This window comes from Kitasatospora sp. NPDC001664 (genome assembly GCF_053596675.1).
Genome location: NZ_JBSFGS010000023.1, coordinates 128,469 through 144,635, shown reverse-complemented (window position 1 = coordinate 144,635; position 16,167 = coordinate 128,469). Strand labels below are relative to the sequence as shown.

Genomic DNA, 16,167 nt, shown 5'->3' with positions numbered 1-16,167 from the left:
CGGGCCCGATCAGGCGGAGAGCAGCTCCGGGTGGTGGCGCTCCGTCACCTCGGGGTGGGCCCGGGCGTAGCCCTTCAACTCGTTCCGCCCGAACTCGGCGAAGAGCGGGTTGGCCGGGTCGTCGGTGGCGCCCGGGGCGTGGTGCGCGCTCGGGAAGTCGAGCGGCTCGACGTGGGCGTCGAGGCGGGGGTTGTAGAAGAACGGGACGGAGAAGCGCTCGCGGGCCCCGGGCGGGCTGACCACGCGGTGGCGGGTGGCCTTGAGGTAGCCGTCGGTGGCGACTTCGAGGAGCTCGCCGAGGTTCACCACGAAGGCGCCGGGCACCGGCGGGACGGCTAGGAAGGTGTCGTCGGGGAGCAGCACCTCCAGCCCGCCGACGGTGTCCTGGAGGAGCAGGGTGATGAACCCGTAGTCCTTGTGCGCCCCGACGCCCTGGCCCGCCCCGTCGGGAGCGGTGCCGGGGTAGCGGACCAGCTTGAGCCGCAGGTGGGGGTGGCCGGCGAAGGCGTAGTCGTAGAAGTCGGGGCGGGCGCCGATCGAGGCGAGCAGCTCGTGCAGCAGCTTGGCGGCGACCGCGCCCAGGCGGTCGATCCAGTTGAGCGCGGCGGGCCGCAGCGCGGGCAGCGCGGGCGGCCACTGGTTCGGGCCCTCCAGCCACCAGTAGGGCTGGTCCTCGGGGCCGGGCACGTGCGGGGGCAGCTCGGCGCCGATGTCGAGCTGGTCGCGCCAGTCCTGGCTGCCGCCGGTGCGCTCGGTGCCGGTGCGGGTGTAGCCGCGGTAGTGCGGGGAGTTGAGGTTGCTGACGGCCAGTCGGTCCGCCTCGGGCAGGGCGAAGAAGGCGTGCATGGCGTCGGTCAGCTCGGTGGTCTCCTCCGGTGTCACGCCGTGGCCGATGAGCTGGAAGAAGCCGACCTCGGTGGCGGCCGCGCGCAGCGCGTCGTGCAGCAGGGCGCGGTCGTCGGCGGAGCCGTCGGCGAGGGAGAGGTCGATGACCGGGAGACCGGTGAGGTGCGCTGTCATGTGCCGCCGTCCGTGGTGAGTGCCGCTGCTACCGGACCACAGCACCAGATTAGTGCGCGTTTGTTCCGCTCAGGGGGTTGACCTGTCCGGAATGCGGAGGAGACTTGTGGGTACACCCCGGGAACACCGGACGGGTCGCCCCGCCGGCCGAGACGTCGGCCCCCCGCGCGATCAGGTCCAAGCCCCCCGGTCAGGCCCCCGGCAACTCCCTCCGGGCGCGGCTCCGCGAGCGACGGCCACGGATCCGGCAGACGGACGGAAGTACCGGGGACTGCGCTGTCCGGAGCCGTTCCGTCAGGAGTGGGGGAACGGGCACTTCGCGGGGGCGTCGGTCCCGAAGGTGCCCAGCTCGCTCAGCCGGTAGCCGTTCGGGTAGCCCCGCACCTGCCGCCCGTCCCGGGCGAAGTGCGGCGTGCGGCGGGCGGGCAGCAGTTGGACGAAGCGGCCGCGCAGCCGCATCCCGGCGCGGACGGCGGCGCGCAGGGCGGCCGGCGGGGCGGGGTAGCCGAAGGCCTCCCGCAGCGGGTCGTCGAGCAGGCAGAGCGCGGAGAGCCGCATCTGGCCGCCGAGCGGGCGCGGGTACCAGCTCTCGGTGAGGTCCAGGGTGGCGTCCGAGACGGCCCGGCCGCCGGGGTCGAAGGCGAAGTGCGCGCGCTCGTACCCGTCGAGCAGGGTCTCGAACTCCCGGTAGGTCTCCGGGACGTCGCGCAGCCCCATGTGGCGGCCGAGCTCGCGGTAGTAGTTGACCGAGGCGCGCACCTCGTGCGAGGAGAAGCGGCGCCAGCCGTAGTCGTCCATCCAGCGCTTGGGCACCACCACGAAGGTGGCGAGCACGTAGACGAAGTCCTCGTCGGAGATCGCGTAGCGGCGGTGCATCTGGTTCATCCGCCGGATCGCCTCGCGGCCCTGAGGGGAGTCGAAGCCGTGCTCGACCACCGCCTCCAGGATCAGCACGGTGTCGTCGTAGCGCTTCTGCGCCCGCCCGGTGAACTCCCCGGTCTCGGCGAGCAGGCGGCCGATGCTGGGGACCGCGTACGTGCGGTAGAGGGCGAAGCCGAGCGCCTGGTTGGTGTCCCAGGGGAACTCGTACTGGCTCATGATCCGGTAGATCTCGGTGTACTGGGTCTCCGGGTCGAGCCGGCGGATCCGCCGCAGCCACTCGTAGCGGTTCATCGGGGGATCCTTCCGGTGCGGACGGCTGGCTGCCGAGACCCTAGGGCGGCGGCAACCGGCCGGTCAACACCATGATCTGACGCGTGGTCAGCGCGGCTCGCCCGGGTAGGTGCCGAAGGACCAGAGGTTGCCCTCCGGATCGCGGACGGTGAAGTCGCGGGAGCCGTCCTTGCCGTAGTCGACGTCGCGCGGGGCGGTGACCACCTCGGCGCCCGCCCGGACGGCGCGGTCGAAGAGGGCGTCCGGGTCGCCGGTGACCACCACGTAGGCGCCGAAGGAGCCCGGGCGCAGCGGCCACGGGTCGTCCTCGCCGCCCCGGACGGAGCCGAGCATGACGCCGCCGCCGGCCGGCCAGGACAGCTGGGCGTGGTGGACGGTGTCGCCGTCGGCGTAGACGGCGGTCTCCTCGAAGCCGAAGGCCTCCACCAGGAAGCGGATCAGGGCCGGGGCGTCGGCCGCGCGCAGGCTGGGCCAGACCTGGGGCGGGGGCGGTTGGGTCATCGGGCGTCTCCTCCGGTCGGGATACCTGGAGGAGAGCGTAGGGCGGGGTGCCGCGCCGGGGCCGGATGTTCGATTGCCGAGTCCGGCCCCGCGTGACGGTCCGTCAGGAGTGCTTCGGCTCCGTGCCGGGCGCGAAGCTGGCGTAGTACGCGGCGGCCATGTCCTCGTCGCCGTGGCCCTGGGCGGCGGCCCGCTCGAAGCGTTCGGCCGAGGCGGCGGCCACGTCGAGCCGGACGCCGTGCCGGGCGCCGGTCTCGGCGATCAGGCGGGCGTCCTTGGCGGCGGTGGTGACGGCGAAGGAGGCCGGGCTGAGGCCTTCGCCGAGGATCAGGGCGGACTTGGCGTGCAGGTACCCCATGTCCAGCGGGCCGCCGGCGATCAGGTCGAGGAACTGCTGCGGGTCGACGCCGAGGGCGTGCGAGAGGGCCAGGGCCTCGCCGGCCGCGTTGGTGGCGGCCAGGACCCAGCTGTTGGCGACCAGCTTGAGGCGGGTGGCGGCGCCGCTCGCGCCGTCGTCGCCGGTCCGGACGGTGAGGGCGCCGACCGCGTCCCAGACCGGCACCAGCTCGGCCCAGTGCTCGGCGGGCCCGGCGGCCAGCACGGTGAGCTTCCCGGCCTCGGCGGGCGCGCGGGTGCCGAGCACGGGGCAGTCGAAGAACACCAGGCCGTGCGCGGCGGCCAGTTCGGACAGCGCGGTGACGTCCTCCAGGCCGACGGTGGTGGACTGCATCCAGAGCGCCCCGGGGCGCAGGCCGGAGGCGGCCCGGCCCATCGCGTCCAGGACGGCCGCGCCGTCGTGGAGCATGGTCAGCACCACGTCGGCGCCCTCGACGGCCTCGGCCGCCGCGCCGACGATCCGGACCCCGTCGGCGGCCAGCGGTTCGGCCTTGGCGCGGGTGCGGTTCCAGGCGGTGACGGAGTGCCCGGCACGGGCCAGGTTGCGGGCCATCGCCGCCCCCATGATCCCCGTGCCGAGCACACCGATGGCGAGCCGGTCCGACATGACGTTCCCCTCTCGGTCGTGGTTCCCCGTTGGTGAGCATACGACTGACGGCTCGTCATGACCGGGCGGGGGCGGCGGAGGCCTCAGGGGCCGGTGGCGATCTGGCCGAGGTCGGTCCAGCCGCCCTGTCCGGGGCCGCCGGCGTACAGCGCGGCCCGGGTCGCGCCGTCGGTGACCAGGCGGTCGGCATGGGTGTCGCCGTCGAAGTCGGCGAACTCCACCTGCTGCTGAGGGACCGTCACCCCGGTGGCGATCCGGCCGAGGTCGTGCCAGCCGCCGTGGCCGTCGCCGCCTCGGTTGAGGTGGGCGGTGACGGCGCCGTCGTTGGTGAGGGTGAGGTAGTCGGTGCGGCCGTCGCCGTCGAGGTCGGCGAGGCGGACGCGGGTGCGGTCGGTGGTGGTGCCGGTGGCGATCTGGCCGAGGTTCTGCCAGCCGCCGTGGCCGTCGCCGCCTCGGTTGAGGTGGGCGGTGACGGCGCCGTCGTTGGTGAGGGTGAGGTAGTCGGTGCGGCCGTCGCCGTCGAGGTCGGCGAGGCGGACGCGGGTGCGGTCGGTGGTGGTGCCGGTGGCGATCTGGCCGAGGTTCTGCCAGCCGCCGTGGCCGTCGCCGCCTCGGTTGAGGTGGGCGGTGACGGCGCCGTTGTCGGTGAGGGTGAGGTAGTCGGTGCGGCCGTCGCCGTCGAGGTCGGCGAGGCGGACGCGGGTGCGGTCGGTGGTGGTGCCGGTGGCGATCTGGCCGAGGTCGTGCCAGCCGCCGTGGCCGTCGCCGCCCCGGTTGAGGAGTGCCCGGACCGCGCCGCCGTCGGCGATCACCAGGCGGTCGGCCCGGCCGTCGCCGTCGAAGTCGGCCCAGCGGTCCCGGCCCGCGCCGCCCGATTCGGTGCCCGCGCGGTGCGGTGCGGGGCGGACCGCCAGCCCGTCGGCGACCGCTTGGTCGAGCGCCCGGGCGTAGGCCTCGGCGAGCCTGGCGTAGCCGCGGTCGTTCGGGTGCAGGCCGTCGGGCAGTTCGGTGGCGGGGACGAGGGACGGCGGGGTGACGTAGCGGACCTTGGCGCCGCTCCGCTGCCTGGCTGAAATGGCCTCCTGCATGGAGGAGTTGAAGCTCTGTGCGGCGCTCTCGACCCCGTGGGTGGTGGGGATCAGGCCCAGGGCCAGGACGGTGGCGCCCGGCCGGGCGGCGGTGATCCGGTCGATCAGCGCGGAGAGGCGGTCCGGGGCGTGGGCGCGTTCGCCGCGGAGGAGGTCGTTGACGCCGAGGTGCAGCAGCACCACGTCGGGCTGGGCGGCGGCCAGCCAGCCGTCGACCCCCGGGGCGATCTGGTCGATCAGGGAACCGCTGTGCCCCTCGTGGTCCGGGTCGGGCACCGCGCCGTACGCGCCGGAGCCGACGAAGTCGGTGCTGTAGCGCGGCCGTTCGGCCGGTGCCCGGTCGCCCGGTGCCTGACCGCCCGGTGCCCGACCGGACAGCGTCCGGTACAGCGGGAGCCGGTAGCCCGCTCCCGTGGAGCTGCCGTCGCCGGCGGTGATCGAATCGCCCAGCGGCATCACCCGTAGGACCATCGGGGCGGGGGCGAGCCCCCGGGTGGGGGCGGCGTGGACGGGGCGGGCGGTGAGCCAGGCCCCGGCCGTGCAGAGCGCGGTGGTCAGGGTCAGGGTGACGGCGAGGTCGAGGGCGGGGGTGAGCTTCACGGCGGGTCCTTCCGCCGGGCGGTCGGGGGTCGGCCCGGGGAACGGATGATGGCAAGGGCCCGGCGGGTGCGGCGGGGCGGCTCGGGGTGGGGTGCCCGGCCGCCACCCGGTCGGGTGACGGACCGTCAGCCGCCCTCGGCCGTCCGGCCGAGCCCCTGCGGTGGGTCAGACCCGGGCCGGGGCGGGGTCGGGCGCGGCGGCGGCCCGGACGGGGCGGGCGGCCGGAATGGCGGTGGCCACCGCGGCGGCTGCCAGGGCGACACCCGAACCGATCAGCAGGGCGATCCGGAAGCCGTGCTCGGACGGCAGGGCACGGCCGTGGAAGTCGGTGGTCAGCTGGGCCAGCACCACGCCCGTGACGGCGGCGGAGACGGAGCTGCCGATGGAGCGCATCAGGGTGTTGAAGCTGTTCGCCGAGGCGGTCTCCTGGGGCGGGACGGCGCCCATGATGAGCGCGGGCATCGCGCCGTACGCGAGGCCGACGCCGGTGTTGCAGACCAGGGAGGCCAGCAGCAGGCCCCAGGTGGAGCCGAGCAGCAGCTGCGCCGAGCCGTAGCCGAGGGCGATCACCAGGCTGCCGACGGCCAGCGTGACCTTGGGGCCCTTGGCCGCGGAGAGCTTGGCGCCGAGCGGGGCCAGCACCATCATGGCCAGCCCGGCCGGGGCCATCCACAGGCCCATCGCCATCATCGACTGGCCCAGCCCGTAGCCGGTGGCCTCGGGCAGCTGGAGCAGTTGGGGCACCACCAGGGACTGGGCGTACATGGCGAAGCCGACCAGGACGGACGCCGCGTTGGTGATCAGCACCTGGGGGCGGGCGGTCACCCGCAGGTCGACCAGCGGGTCGGCGGTGCGCAGCTCCCAGACGCCCCAGAGCAGCAGCAGGGCGAGCGCGGCGCCGAACAGGCCGAGGGTGGTGGCGCTGCCCCAGCCCCAGTCCGAGCCCTTGGAGACGGCGAGCAGCAGCGAGACCAGGCCGGCGCCGAGGCCGAGCGCGCCGGGGAGGTCGAAGCGTCCGGCGGGGGAGCTGACGGAGCGTCCGGCCGGGACGGTGCGGGCCACCAGCACGGCCACCAGCACGCTGAGTCCGGCGGCCACCCAGAACAGCACCCGCCAGCTGGCGTGCTCGGCGACGGCGGCCGAGAACGGCAGGCCGAGCGCGCCGCCGACGCCCATCGAGGCGCTCATCACGGCGATCGCCGAGCCGAGCCGCTCGGGCGGCAGCAGGTCCCGCAGCAGGCTGATGCCGAGCGGGACGATGCCCATGCCGACGCCCTGGAGGCCGCGCCCGACGATCATCGGGAGCACCGAGGAGGAGAGCGCGCAGACCACCGAACCGGCGATCAGCGGCACGGTGGAGACCAGCAGCATCCGGCGCTTGCCGTACATGTCGCCGAGCCGCCCGGCGACGGGGGTGGCCACGGCGGCCGAGAGCAGGGTGGCGGTGATCACCCAGGAGGCGTTCGAGGCGCTGGTGGAGAGCAGCGCGGGCAGGTCGCCGATCAGCGGGACCACCAGGGTCTGCATGACGGCGGCGACGATGCCGGCGAGGGCGAGCACGCCGGTGACGGCTCGGGGGTGGGTGTTCGCGGGCGGGCTGTCCGGCACGGGGTCTCCTCGGGGCGGTGGCAGGTGCCTGTGCACCGTACATCTGATGTGCATGATGCACAACGCATGTACGGTGCACAGTGCCGTGGTATACCTGCTGGTGGGAGAGGTGCCGCAGGGAAGGAAGCGCGCGATGGAGAGGCCCACCCAGCAGGTCGAGTTCGAGACCATGCTGCTCGGCCGGCACAGCCACCTGAGCCCGCGCGGCAAGCGCGAGGGCGGGCTGGACCGCAGCGCCTACATCCTGCTCAGCCGCCTGGGGGTGGAAGGCCCGATGACGATCGGTCAGCTCAGCGAGGCCTTCGGGCTCGACGTCTCGACCCTCAACCGGCAGACGGCGGCGATGACCCGGGCCGGGCTGGTCGAGCGGATCCCCGACGAGGGCGGCGGCATCGCCCGCAAGTTCCGCGTCACGGCCGAGGGCGGGCGGGCGCTGGAGCGGGAGCGGGCGGAGATCGTCGCCGGGCTGGAGACGGTGCTCGACGACTGGAGCGAGGAGGACGTGGCCGCCTTCGCGGGCTACCTCCAGCGGTTCAACGGCTCGATCGAGCGGATCTCGGGGCGGCCCTGGCCCCGGCCGTGAAACGCCGAGGGGGCCGGACACCGTGGTGGTGTCCGGCCCCCCGCTGGTGGTTCGTCAGAACTGCAGGGACCAGGCGTTGACGTAGCCGGTGTCGTTCGCCGCGTTGTCGGTGACCCGGAGCTTCCAGGTGCCGTTGGCCACCTCGGAGGAGGCGTTGACGGTGTAGGTGGCCTGGACGTTGTCCGCGCTGTCGTTGGCGTTGTAGTCCTTCAGCAGGTAGGCGCTGCCGTCCGGGGCGATCAGCTGGACGCGCAGGTCACCGCGGAAGGTGTGCCGGATGTCCACCGCGACCGAGAGCGCGGACGGGGCGTTGCCGGTGACGCCGGTGACGGAGACCGGGGACTCCACGGTGGTGTTGTCGCCGATCGCGTAGTCGGCGGTGTTCTCGAACTTCTTGCCGGTGGGCGGGGTGGTGGTGCCGCCGCCGACCTTGAGCAGGCGGTTCGGCGAGCCGCTGCCCGCGTTGGTCACCTTGCCGGTGGTGGCGTCGGCGACCAGCTGGTCACGGACCTGCTGCGGCGTCCAGGACGGGTTGGCCGAGAGCAGCAGGGCCGCGGCGCCCGCGGTGTGGGGGGAGGCCATCGAGGTGCCGTTCATGCTGGTGCTCGCGGTGTCGCCGCTGTTGGAGGCGGAGACGATGGCCGAGCCCGGCGCGAAGAGGTCCAGGCAGGTGCCGTAGTTGGAGTACGAGGCCCGGGCGTCCGAGGAGTCGGTGGCGCCGACGGTGATCGCCGCGCCGAGGGAGGCGGGCGAGGAGGTGCAGGCGTCCTTGGAGCTGTTCCCGGCGGCGACGGCGTAGGTGACGCCCGAGGCGATCGACTTGGCCACCGCGTCGTTCAGGGTCTGGTCGGTGTCGCCGCCGATGCTCATGTTCGCGACGGCGGGCTTGGCGGCGTTGGCGGTCACCCAGTCCACGCCCTTGATGACGGTCGACCAGGGCGCCGAGCCGTTGCAGTCCAGCACCCGGACGGAGACCAGCTTCACGCCCTTGGCCACGCCGTAGGCCGAGCCGCCGACGGTGCCCGCGACGTGGGTGCCGTGGCCCTGGCAGTCCGAGGCGTTGGAGTCGTTGTCCACGAAGTCGTAGCCGCTGACGGCCCGTCCGCCGAAGTCCTGGTGGGTCAGCCGGACACCGGTGTCGATCACGTACGCGGTCACGTTGGAGGCGGTGTTGGGGTAGGTGTAGGACTTGTCGAGCGGGAGGGCCGTCTGGTCGATCCGGTCCAGGCCCCAGGACGGCGGGTTGGACTGGGTGCCGGTGACGTGCGCCAGCCCGTCGGCCTCGACGCGGCGCACGCCCGGCTCGGCGGCCAGCCGGCGGGCCGCCTCGGGCGAGAGGCGCACCGCGAAGCCGTTCAGCGCGGCGGTGTAGACCTGGCTGAGGCTGCCGCCGTGACGTCCCGCCAACTGCTGGGCCTTGGAGGCGACTTCGGTGCTGCGGACGCCGTCGGCGAAGGTGACGATGTACGAGCCCTCGATCACGCCGGCGCGGTCGGTGCCGACCACGGTGCCCTCGGCGGGGCCGGCGGCGACGGCCGGAGCGGCGGCCAGGGCGGGGAGGCCGAGGGTGGCGAGCAGCAGGGCAGCGGCCGTGGCCGTGCTTCGGAGCTTCATGTGGGGGTCTCCTGGAGCGGGGTGTGAGGGGGACGGTGGGCGGCGGCGCCCGCACCGGGTACGTCGGGCGCCGCCCCCACCGGGCCGTGGCCGCACCGGATGTGTGGGGAGGGTGCGGGCCGCTCGGCCGTTGGGCAAGAGCATCGGTCCGCGCCGGGCACGGCAGCCAGGGGCGGGCGCACCCAGAGAAGGGCTCCCCGGCACCCAGAAAACCGGGGGCGGTGCGAGTGGCGGGTGAGGCTGTGTGGGTGGCCGGCCTTACTGTCGAAGTCCGTTGTGGAGGAGGGCTTCTGATGCGCAAGGTGACCTACTCGATGGGCGTCTCGCTGGACGGTTACGTCATCGGGCCGGACGGCACGTTCGACTGGGGGGACCCGGACGAGGAGGTGTTCCGCTTCTGCATCGAGGAGGTGCGGGGCGTGGACGTGCACCTGATGGGGCGTCGGCTCTACGAGACGATGCTCTACTGGGAGGACCCGGCGAACGTGACCGACCCGGCGGAGCGGGACTGGGTGGACGTGTGGTGCCCGCTGCGCAAGGTGGTCTTCTCCCGCACCCTGACCGAGGTCCGCGGCACCGCCACCCGGCTCGCGGGCGGCGGCCTCGCCGAGGAGATCGCCCGCCTGCGCGCCGAGCCCGGCGACGGGGACATCGCCATCGGCGGAGCGACGCTCGCGGCCGAGGCCGCCGCCCTGGACCTGATCGACGAGTACCGCGCCCGGGTCATCCCGGTCCTGGTCGGCGGCGGCGTCCCGTTCTTCCCGCAGGCGGAGCGGCACGTCGACCTGGACCTGGTGGAGACCCGGACCTTCGCGTCGAAGGTGGTCTACATGGCCTACCGCGTCGTGCGCTGACGTCGGTGGTGGCGCTTAGGGTTCCCCGGGAGAAGGAGAGGTAGGAGGGCGCGTGGGAGCCAAGACCGGTCTGCTGGTGTACGCGGACGGAGAGGTGCCGGGCCTGCTGAAGGGCGTGGGCGAGGCCGATCCTGAGCGGACGGCTGCCCTGGTGCGGCGGCTGTACCCGGGCTGGGAGATCGAGGAGGCCGGGGGGGCGACGCTGTGGGAGGGGGTCTACCCGCCCAACGGCTCCGCGTACGCGGCCAGCTGGCCCGGAGTGGAGCTGGTCGGCGACCAGCGGGTGATGCTGGACCGGCCCTCGCAGCTGCCGGCCGAGCTGGTGGCGGCCTCCGCCGGGCGGCGGCTGGTGCTGCACGCGATGCACAGCGTGGTGGACTGGCTGGCCTTCGCGGTGTGGGAGGACGGCCGGCTGGTCCGTTCGCTGAGCCTCTCCCCGGACGGCGGGATCATCGAGGACATCGGCGAGCGGCTCTCGTTCGAACACCCCTTCTGGGCGGGGGAGCACCCGGTCGAGCGCCTGAGGATCGCGGATGCGCCGGAGCGGGCCTACCCCCTGACGTTCCATCCGCTGGAGCTCGGGGAGGAGGCGCTCCGGGCGCTCTGCGGCTTCGTCATGGAGGGCCGCCCCGAGCCAGGCGACCTCGACCCCGACGACATCCACCTGCACGGCTTCCGCCGACAGGACCCGCAGGCACCGGACCGCGCCGCCCTGGAGGCCGCGATCCGGGCCCGGGTGGCGGCGATGCCCCCGCCGAAGACCTACGTCATGGGCCCGGACGGGACCTTGGTGGAGCGGCCGCTGCCGTGACCAAGGCGGCGTCCCGGCCCCTGGTCCACAGCACGGCGGCGGCTGAGGCGCCCGCCTCGGTCAGCCGCGCGGCCAGCGAGTGGGCGTCCTCCTCGGGGAGGCACTCGAGGAGCAGGACCGGTGGCGGAGCCGTCACGGCCTGCTTCGCGCGCCACAGGCCGAGGCCCGTCGTCAGCTGGTACGCCTTCGCGACCGCCAGCGGGGCGGGGCCGACGTCCAGCAGGACGAGGTCGTGCGGGACGTCGTCGCAGACGAGCGTGGCGTAGACGGTCTCGTCGGTCATGCCCGCCACGGTAGGCGCGACCGCTGCGGGCAGCCCAACGGTTTTCCGCAGCGGGCGCCCGGTCGTGACGACTGCGCGGGCCGGCCGCCCGACCCCCGGCGGCCCTCCCGGGTGGGAGGGCCGGGGCAGGGTCAGGGGGTGACGGGTCGGTCCCAGTCGATGGTGTGACGGAGGGTCGGGCCGAAGGTGCGTTCGGGGTGCATGGCGACTCTCATGAGGAGGCGCATCAGGATCGGCATGGCGGCGGCTGTCAGGCGGCCGGGGGCCTTGACGTGGTTGACCCGCATGGCTTGGGCGGCGATCTTCTCGACCCGGGGGCGGCGGGTGGCGGTGTAGGCGGGCAGGGCCCGGTCGAGGGGGAGGTCGCGGAGGGCCCGGGCCAGTTCGACCGCGCTCTCGATCGCCAGCGAGGCGCCCTGGCCGGAGCTGTTGGACGGGGCGTGGACGGCGTCACCGACCAGGACCATCCGGCCGCGGTGCCAGTGCGGGACGGGCGGCATGATCCAGACCGATCCGTTGGCGTGCAGCCGGCCCGGTTCGAGTGCGTCGAGGAAGGCGCCGCCGGGGACGTCCTGTCCGTAGGTGTCGCGCAGGATCCGCAGCCACTGCTCGGCCGGGACCTCGCGGGCCTCGCTCAGGCGCATCGGGGCGGCGTGCGGCAGGTTGAAGCCGACGCGGGTGCGGCCGTCGGCCTCGCGCCAGTAGAGGTAGTAGGCGTGCCGTCCGAAGGTGAAGTGGGTGAGGCCGGCCGGCCCGGGTGCGGGGTGCTCGACCGAGGCCTCGAAGCCGAGCACGCCGGTGAAGCGGGGGCCGGGTGCGGCCGGGTCGATCAGCGTGCGCACCGTGGAGTGGACGCCGTCGGCGCCGATCAACAGGTCCGCCCGGGCGCTGCTGCCGTCCGCGAAGTGCGCGGTGACTCCGGCACCGTCCTGCTCGGCGGCGGCCAGGCGCTTGCCGTGCTCGACGCGGATGCCCTGTGCGGCGGCGGCCGTGGACAGGATGCGGTGCAGGTCGTTCCGGTGGACCTGGAGCGGCGGGGCGACGCCGTCCAGCTGCGGGATGTCGATCTTCTTGTGCCCGAAGGCCATCGCGGTGCCGACGATCGGCAGGCCGACCGCCCTCACCTCCTCGGCGAGGCCGAGGAGTTCGAGTGCGGCCTGGCCGTTGGGGGCCAGGGCCAGGGTGCCGCCGACGCCCTCGGTGGGGGTCGGGTAGGCCTCGTACACGGTCGCGTCGATGCCGGCCTTGCGCAGCGCCATCGCCGTCACCGGGCCGGCGATGCCGCCGCCGATGACCAGCGCGCTCCGTACCTTGCTCATGTCTGCCTTCTCTCCAAGCGGACGGCGCCCTCGGCGGTCGTGCGCGCCGGGGCGTGGTGTACCGCCCTGGTGGAGAGTCCGGCTAGTGTTGCCGTTGCCGTCTCGCGGCCGGTCTCTCCCACCCAGGTGGGCGGTCTCGGGATACGACGGGCCCGGCGCGGTGCTGCAACACCGCGCCGGGCCCACTTGCTCATCCGGTCTCCCAGCCCCTCCAGTCGGCCAGGCCGGGGAACGAACCGGACGTCAACTCCTGGAGCAGTGCGCGGACCCACGCCTGCTCGGCCTCGCGCATGGCGATCTCGTACTCGTCCTCGACCAGGAACAGCCGCGGCACGAAGGCGGAGTGCTCGGCCAGGGCCGCGCGCAGCGCCTCGGTGCCCCGCTCCAGCGCCGTCAGGCGCTCCTGCAGCAGGTCCACCGCCTGGTCGGGACCCAGCACCGCGAAGACCGACAGGCCGGCCTTGAAGCGCCGGGGCTCCGGCTCCGGGGTGGAGATCAACTCCCGTACCCAGTCGACGAGTTCATCGCGGCCGGCGCCGGTGATCCGGTAGACCGTCCGCTCGGGCAGGGCGCCCTCCCGGCCGGACTCCGCGGCCTCGATGAAGCCGTGCCGGGCGAGGTTGTTCACCACGGTGTAGAGGGAGCCGATCTTGATGTCCATGTCGGCCTCCTTCTCCCGAGAGCGCAGCACCGTGGCCACCTCGTAGGGGTGCATCGGCCGCTCCAGCAGCGTCGAGAGCACCGCCAGCCCCAGGAGGTTGGAAACCTTGCGCCGCTTCACCACAGCTCCATAGTCGTCTACGAGTACTCGTCTACGACTATAGGGCGCGGAAGGGCCCGCGTCACCCCTCGGCGGTGAGCGCCGGGGCCAGCGCGGCGCGGGAGGGGACCGAGAGCTTGCGCATGGCGTTGGCGACGTGGTGCTCGACGGTGCGGTGGGAGAGGACGAGGCGTTCGGCGATCTCGGCGTTGCGCAGGCCGGTGGCGGCGAGTTCGGCGATCTCGCGCTCACGGGGGGAGAGGGTGTCGCCGTAGGGTCGGCGGCCGCCCCGGGTCGGCGGGGTGATGCCGTGGTCGCGCAGCAGGGTGCGGATGAGGGTGGTGTCCCAGGTGGCGCCGAGGGCGGTGAAGCGGTCGAGGGCGGCGAGCAGGTCGGGGGCGGCGTCCTGACCGGTGGTCAGCGAGCGGCGGCCGCGGGCGAGGCGGGCGCGGGCCTGCTCGTAGGGGCGGTCGGCGGCGGCCCAGGCGTGCTCGGCCTCGGTCCAGAGGTCGGTGCCGGGGTCGGGCTCGGTGCCGTGCTCGGGGGAGGTGAGGAGCAGCGCGCGGCAGGTGGCGAGGGCGGCCCGGGCGCCGGGGGCGTCGCGGTCGGCGAGTCCGGCGGTGAACTCGGCGGTCAGGGCGCGGGCGGCCGGGAGGTCGCCGAGCGCGGCGAGGGACTGGACGGCGGCGGGGACGAGCTCCGAGGCCCAGACCCAGGCCTCGATCCGGCGCAGCGCGTCGAGGGCGGGGCGGGTGTGCGCCCAGGCGCGGGAGGGTCGGCCGGCGGCCAGTTCGAGGCGGGCCAGGGCTCCGGCGGCGGCGGCGGTGACCATGCCGGTGTCCTGACGGACGGTGTGCTGGGCCTGGGTCAGGTACTGCCGGGCGGTGCCGGTGCGGCCGGCGGCCAAGGCGTGCAGGCCGCGCAGCAGGGTGGCCTCGGCGGCCAGGTCGGGGAGGTCGGCGTAGTCCGCGGCCGCGGCGGCGGCCCGGGCGTCGAGGTCTTCCCAGCGGCCGCCGGTCCAGTCGAGGAGGAGCCGGGCGGTGTGGGCGAGACCGCGGTAGTAGGGGCTGTCGGCGCCCTCGGCGAGCAGCTCGTCGACCCGGGCCAGGAAGCGGGCGGCGGCGTGCGGATGGCCGAGCACCACGCAGGCGTGCGCCAGGTTGGCGTTGGCCCGGGTGAGGTGGAGGCGGGCGGCGGGGGAGGCCGCTTCGGCGGGCAGCTCCTGGACGGCGGTCCAGGCCGCCGGATCGGCGATGAACATCAGGGTGCTGACCCGGTTGGCCTGGACCGCGATCCGGGTGTCGGCGTCGCCGATGGCGGTGGCCAACTCCTGGGAGCGGTCGAGCCATTGGAGGTGGCGGCGGAACGGCCAGCCGCTCACCGAGGGGATCGCCAGCGCCGACATCGCCCGGGCGGCCAGCTCGGGCCGCCCGGTCAGGTCGGGGATCGCCTCGGCGATCTCCTCCCGCCCGGCGACCCCGGCCCCGGCCTGGTTGCGCAGCAGCATGCCGGTGTTGAGCCGCAGTTCGCCCCGGAGGGCGGTGGGCGCGGGCTGCTCGGCCAGCACCTCGTGCAGGAACGGGACCGTCCCCGGGCCCGGGCGCCCGGTGAGGGCGGCCCGGCTGAGCTTGAGGGCCAGCCGGGCCCGCCGCCCGCCGGTGGCGGCGCGGGCCGCCGCGTCGAGCAGTTCGACGGCCTCCGCTCCGCGCCCGGCCCTGGCGGCCTCGTCGGCCGCGGCTTCGGCGTACTGGGGCCACTGCGGGGAGGCGGCCAGCCGGTGGTGGCGGGCGAGTTCGGCGAGCGGGGCGCGGTCGGGGCCGGTGCGGAGCCGGCGGGCGGCGCGCAGGTGGAGCCGGCGGCGGTGCTCCGGGGCGGTGAGTTCGGCGGCGGCGGTCCGGGCCAGTGGGTGGGCGGGGGCGACGGTGCCGTCGGGGTGGTCGGCCAGCAGTCCGGCCTCGGTGGCGAGCGGCAGGGCGGCAGCGGACTCGGCGGGGGTGAGCCCGGCGACGGCGGCCAGCGTGGGGGCGGTGACGGGGGAGTCGAGGACGGCCGCCGCCCGTACCAACTGCTGGGCGGTAGGCGTCAGTTCGGAGAAGCGGCCGAGCAGTTCGCGGCGGGCGGCCGGGGGGAGCGAGTCGGGCAGTGCGGCCGGTGGGCCGGCCAGCAGGGCGGTGGCCAGGCCGGGAAGTCCGGCGGTCCGGCGCAGCACCTCGGCGAGCGGGGCGCCGGAGTGGCCGGGCAGCAGGGCGAGTTGGGCGGGGGTGAGCGGTTCGACGGGCAGTTCGGTGACCGGGCAGCGGGCCTCGGCGAGGATGCCGGCCAGGGTCAGTTCGGCGGCGGGGGAGCGGCGGCTGGTCAGTACCAGACGGGTGGTGGCGGGCGGGCGGGCCGCCAGGTGGCGCAGGAGACGGACCGTCAGGGGGTCGGCGGCGTGCAGGTCCTCGATCACCAGGACGGGTCGGAGCTCGGCCAGCAGGGCGGTCAACCCCCGGAACACCAAGTGGAGTTCGGCGGAGGGCGGGGGAGGGGGCAGCTGTCCGGAGAGCTCCGGCAGCAGGCCGTGCAGCGCCCCGGTCACCGGCGGCAGGGCGGCTCCGAGCAGCAGCTCGGCGGCGGGGGCGAGCGCGTCCACCACCGCCCCGAGCGGGAAGCCCCGACCGCCCCCGCCGCACCGGCCGGTCAGCACCGGCCGCCCGCCGGGCAGCGGCCGCCGGGCCAGCTCGCCCACCACCGCGCTCCGCCCGGCCCCGGCCGGTCCGGTCAGCACCACGATCCCGGGTGGCTCGGCCAGCGCGGCGGTCAGCTCGGCGAACAGCTCCTCCCGTCCGACGAGTGGCGTGGGGGTCTCGACGGACTTGCCTGGGCGCACGGCATCCTCCCTGGTCCGGACCGCACCGGCACGGGCGCCCACCCTAGTGCGGCGCCGTCTCCCCCAGGCTGCTCGGAGGAA

The 16,167-nt window shown here is 74.8% G+C and carries 14 protein-coding genes; 3 read left to right on the top strand and 11 right to left on the bottom strand.

What is annotated here, in order from left to right; all coding sequences use genetic code 11:
• Positions 1 to 9: 9 nt before the first annotated feature.
• The 6 genes from ACWCYY_RS28940 to ACWCYY_RS28915 all read right to left on the bottom strand — a co-directional run bounded on the left by ACWCYY_RS28940 (position 10) and on the right by ACWCYY_RS28915 (position 6,993).
• Positions 10 to 1,020, bottom strand: coding sequence for an isopenicillin N synthase family dioxygenase (locus ACWCYY_RS28940; RefSeq protein WP_345286635.1), 1,011 nt, complete (start codon positions 1,018 to 1,020; stop codon positions 10 to 12).
• Between the two features lie 294 nt (positions 1,021 to 1,314).
• Positions 1,315 to 2,193: an oxygenase MpaB family protein gene (locus ACWCYY_RS28935; RefSeq protein ID WP_449797711.1), complete on the bottom strand. Its 879-nt coding sequence runs from the start codon at positions 2,191 to 2,193 to the stop codon at positions 1,315 to 1,317.
• A gap of 87 nt (positions 2,194 to 2,280) precedes the next feature.
• Positions 2,281 to 2,694: a VOC family protein gene (locus ACWCYY_RS28930; RefSeq protein ID WP_449797710.1), complete on the bottom strand. Its 414-nt coding sequence runs from the start codon at positions 2,692 to 2,694 to the stop codon at positions 2,281 to 2,283.
• Between the two features lie 103 nt (positions 2,695 to 2,797).
• Positions 2,798 to 3,697 (bottom strand): NAD(P)-dependent oxidoreductase, encoded by a 900-nt coding sequence (locus ACWCYY_RS28925; RefSeq protein WP_449797709.1) that lies wholly within the window; start codon positions 3,695 to 3,697, stop codon positions 2,798 to 2,800.
• A gap of 83 nt (positions 3,698 to 3,780) precedes the next feature.
• Positions 3,781 to 5,385, bottom strand: coding sequence for an FG-GAP-like repeat-containing protein (locus ACWCYY_RS28920; RefSeq protein WP_449797708.1), 1,605 nt, complete (start codon positions 5,383 to 5,385; stop codon positions 3,781 to 3,783).
• Between the two features lie 165 nt (positions 5,386 to 5,550).
• Complete coding sequence (locus ACWCYY_RS28915) at positions 5,551 to 6,993, bottom strand: MFS transporter (protein WP_449797707.1); 1,443 nt, start codon at positions 6,991 to 6,993, stop codon at positions 5,551 to 5,553.
• A gap of 133 nt (positions 6,994 to 7,126) precedes the next feature.
• Between ACWCYY_RS28915 and ACWCYY_RS28910 the strand changes: the two genes are divergently transcribed.
• Positions 7,127 to 7,576, top strand: a complete 450-nt coding sequence (locus ACWCYY_RS28910) for a MarR family winged helix-turn-helix transcriptional regulator (RefSeq protein ID WP_345286647.1) — start codon at positions 7,127 to 7,129, stop codon at positions 7,574 to 7,576.
• Positions 7,577 to 7,630: 54 nt separating this feature from the next.
• Here the strand turns inward: ACWCYY_RS28910 and ACWCYY_RS28905 are convergent, their stop codons facing one another.
• Positions 7,631 to 9,190, bottom strand: coding sequence for a S8 family peptidase (locus tag ACWCYY_RS28905; protein ID WP_449797706.1), 1,560 nt, complete (start codon positions 9,188 to 9,190; stop codon positions 7,631 to 7,633).
• Positions 9,191 to 9,483: 293 nt separating this feature from the next.
• On the opposite strand from ACWCYY_RS28905, the gene ACWCYY_RS28900 reads away from it, so the two are divergent.
• Complete coding sequence (locus tag ACWCYY_RS28900) at positions 9,484 to 10,044, top strand: dihydrofolate reductase family protein (RefSeq protein ID WP_449797705.1); 561 nt, start codon at positions 9,484 to 9,486, stop codon at positions 10,042 to 10,044.
• 52 nt (positions 10,045 to 10,096) lie between these two features.
• Complete coding sequence (locus ACWCYY_RS28895; RefSeq protein ID WP_449797704.1) at positions 10,097 to 10,855, top strand: DUF6928 family protein; 759 nt, start codon at positions 10,097 to 10,099, stop codon at positions 10,853 to 10,855.
• Here the strand turns inward: ACWCYY_RS28895 and ACWCYY_RS28890 are convergent.
• From ACWCYY_RS28890 to ACWCYY_RS28875, 4 genes are all read right to left on the bottom strand, one after another.
• Positions 10,812 to 11,138, bottom strand: coding sequence for a ribosomal protein L7/L12 (locus ACWCYY_RS28890; protein ID WP_449797703.1), 327 nt, complete (start codon positions 11,136 to 11,138; stop codon positions 10,812 to 10,814). The genes ACWCYY_RS28895 and ACWCYY_RS28890 overlap by 44 nt on opposite strands.
• Before the next feature lie 131 nt (positions 11,139 to 11,269).
• On the bottom strand, positions 11,270 to 12,457 hold the full coding sequence (locus ACWCYY_RS28885; RefSeq protein ID WP_449797702.1) for an FAD-dependent monooxygenase: 1,188 nt from the start codon (positions 12,455 to 12,457) through the stop codon (positions 11,270 to 11,272).
• Between the two features lie 190 nt (positions 12,458 to 12,647).
• The gene (locus ACWCYY_RS28880) at positions 12,648 to 13,238 is read right to left on the bottom strand and encodes a PadR family transcriptional regulator (RefSeq protein WP_449797701.1); all 591 of its coding nucleotides are present in this window, start codon (positions 13,236 to 13,238) and stop codon (positions 12,648 to 12,650) included.
• Positions 13,239 to 13,299: 61 nt separating this feature from the next.
• Positions 13,300 to 16,086 (bottom strand): AAA family ATPase, encoded by a 2,787-nt coding sequence (locus ACWCYY_RS28875; RefSeq protein WP_449797700.1) that lies wholly within the window; start codon positions 16,084 to 16,086, stop codon positions 13,300 to 13,302.
• Positions 16,087 to 16,167: the final 81 nt, after the last annotated feature.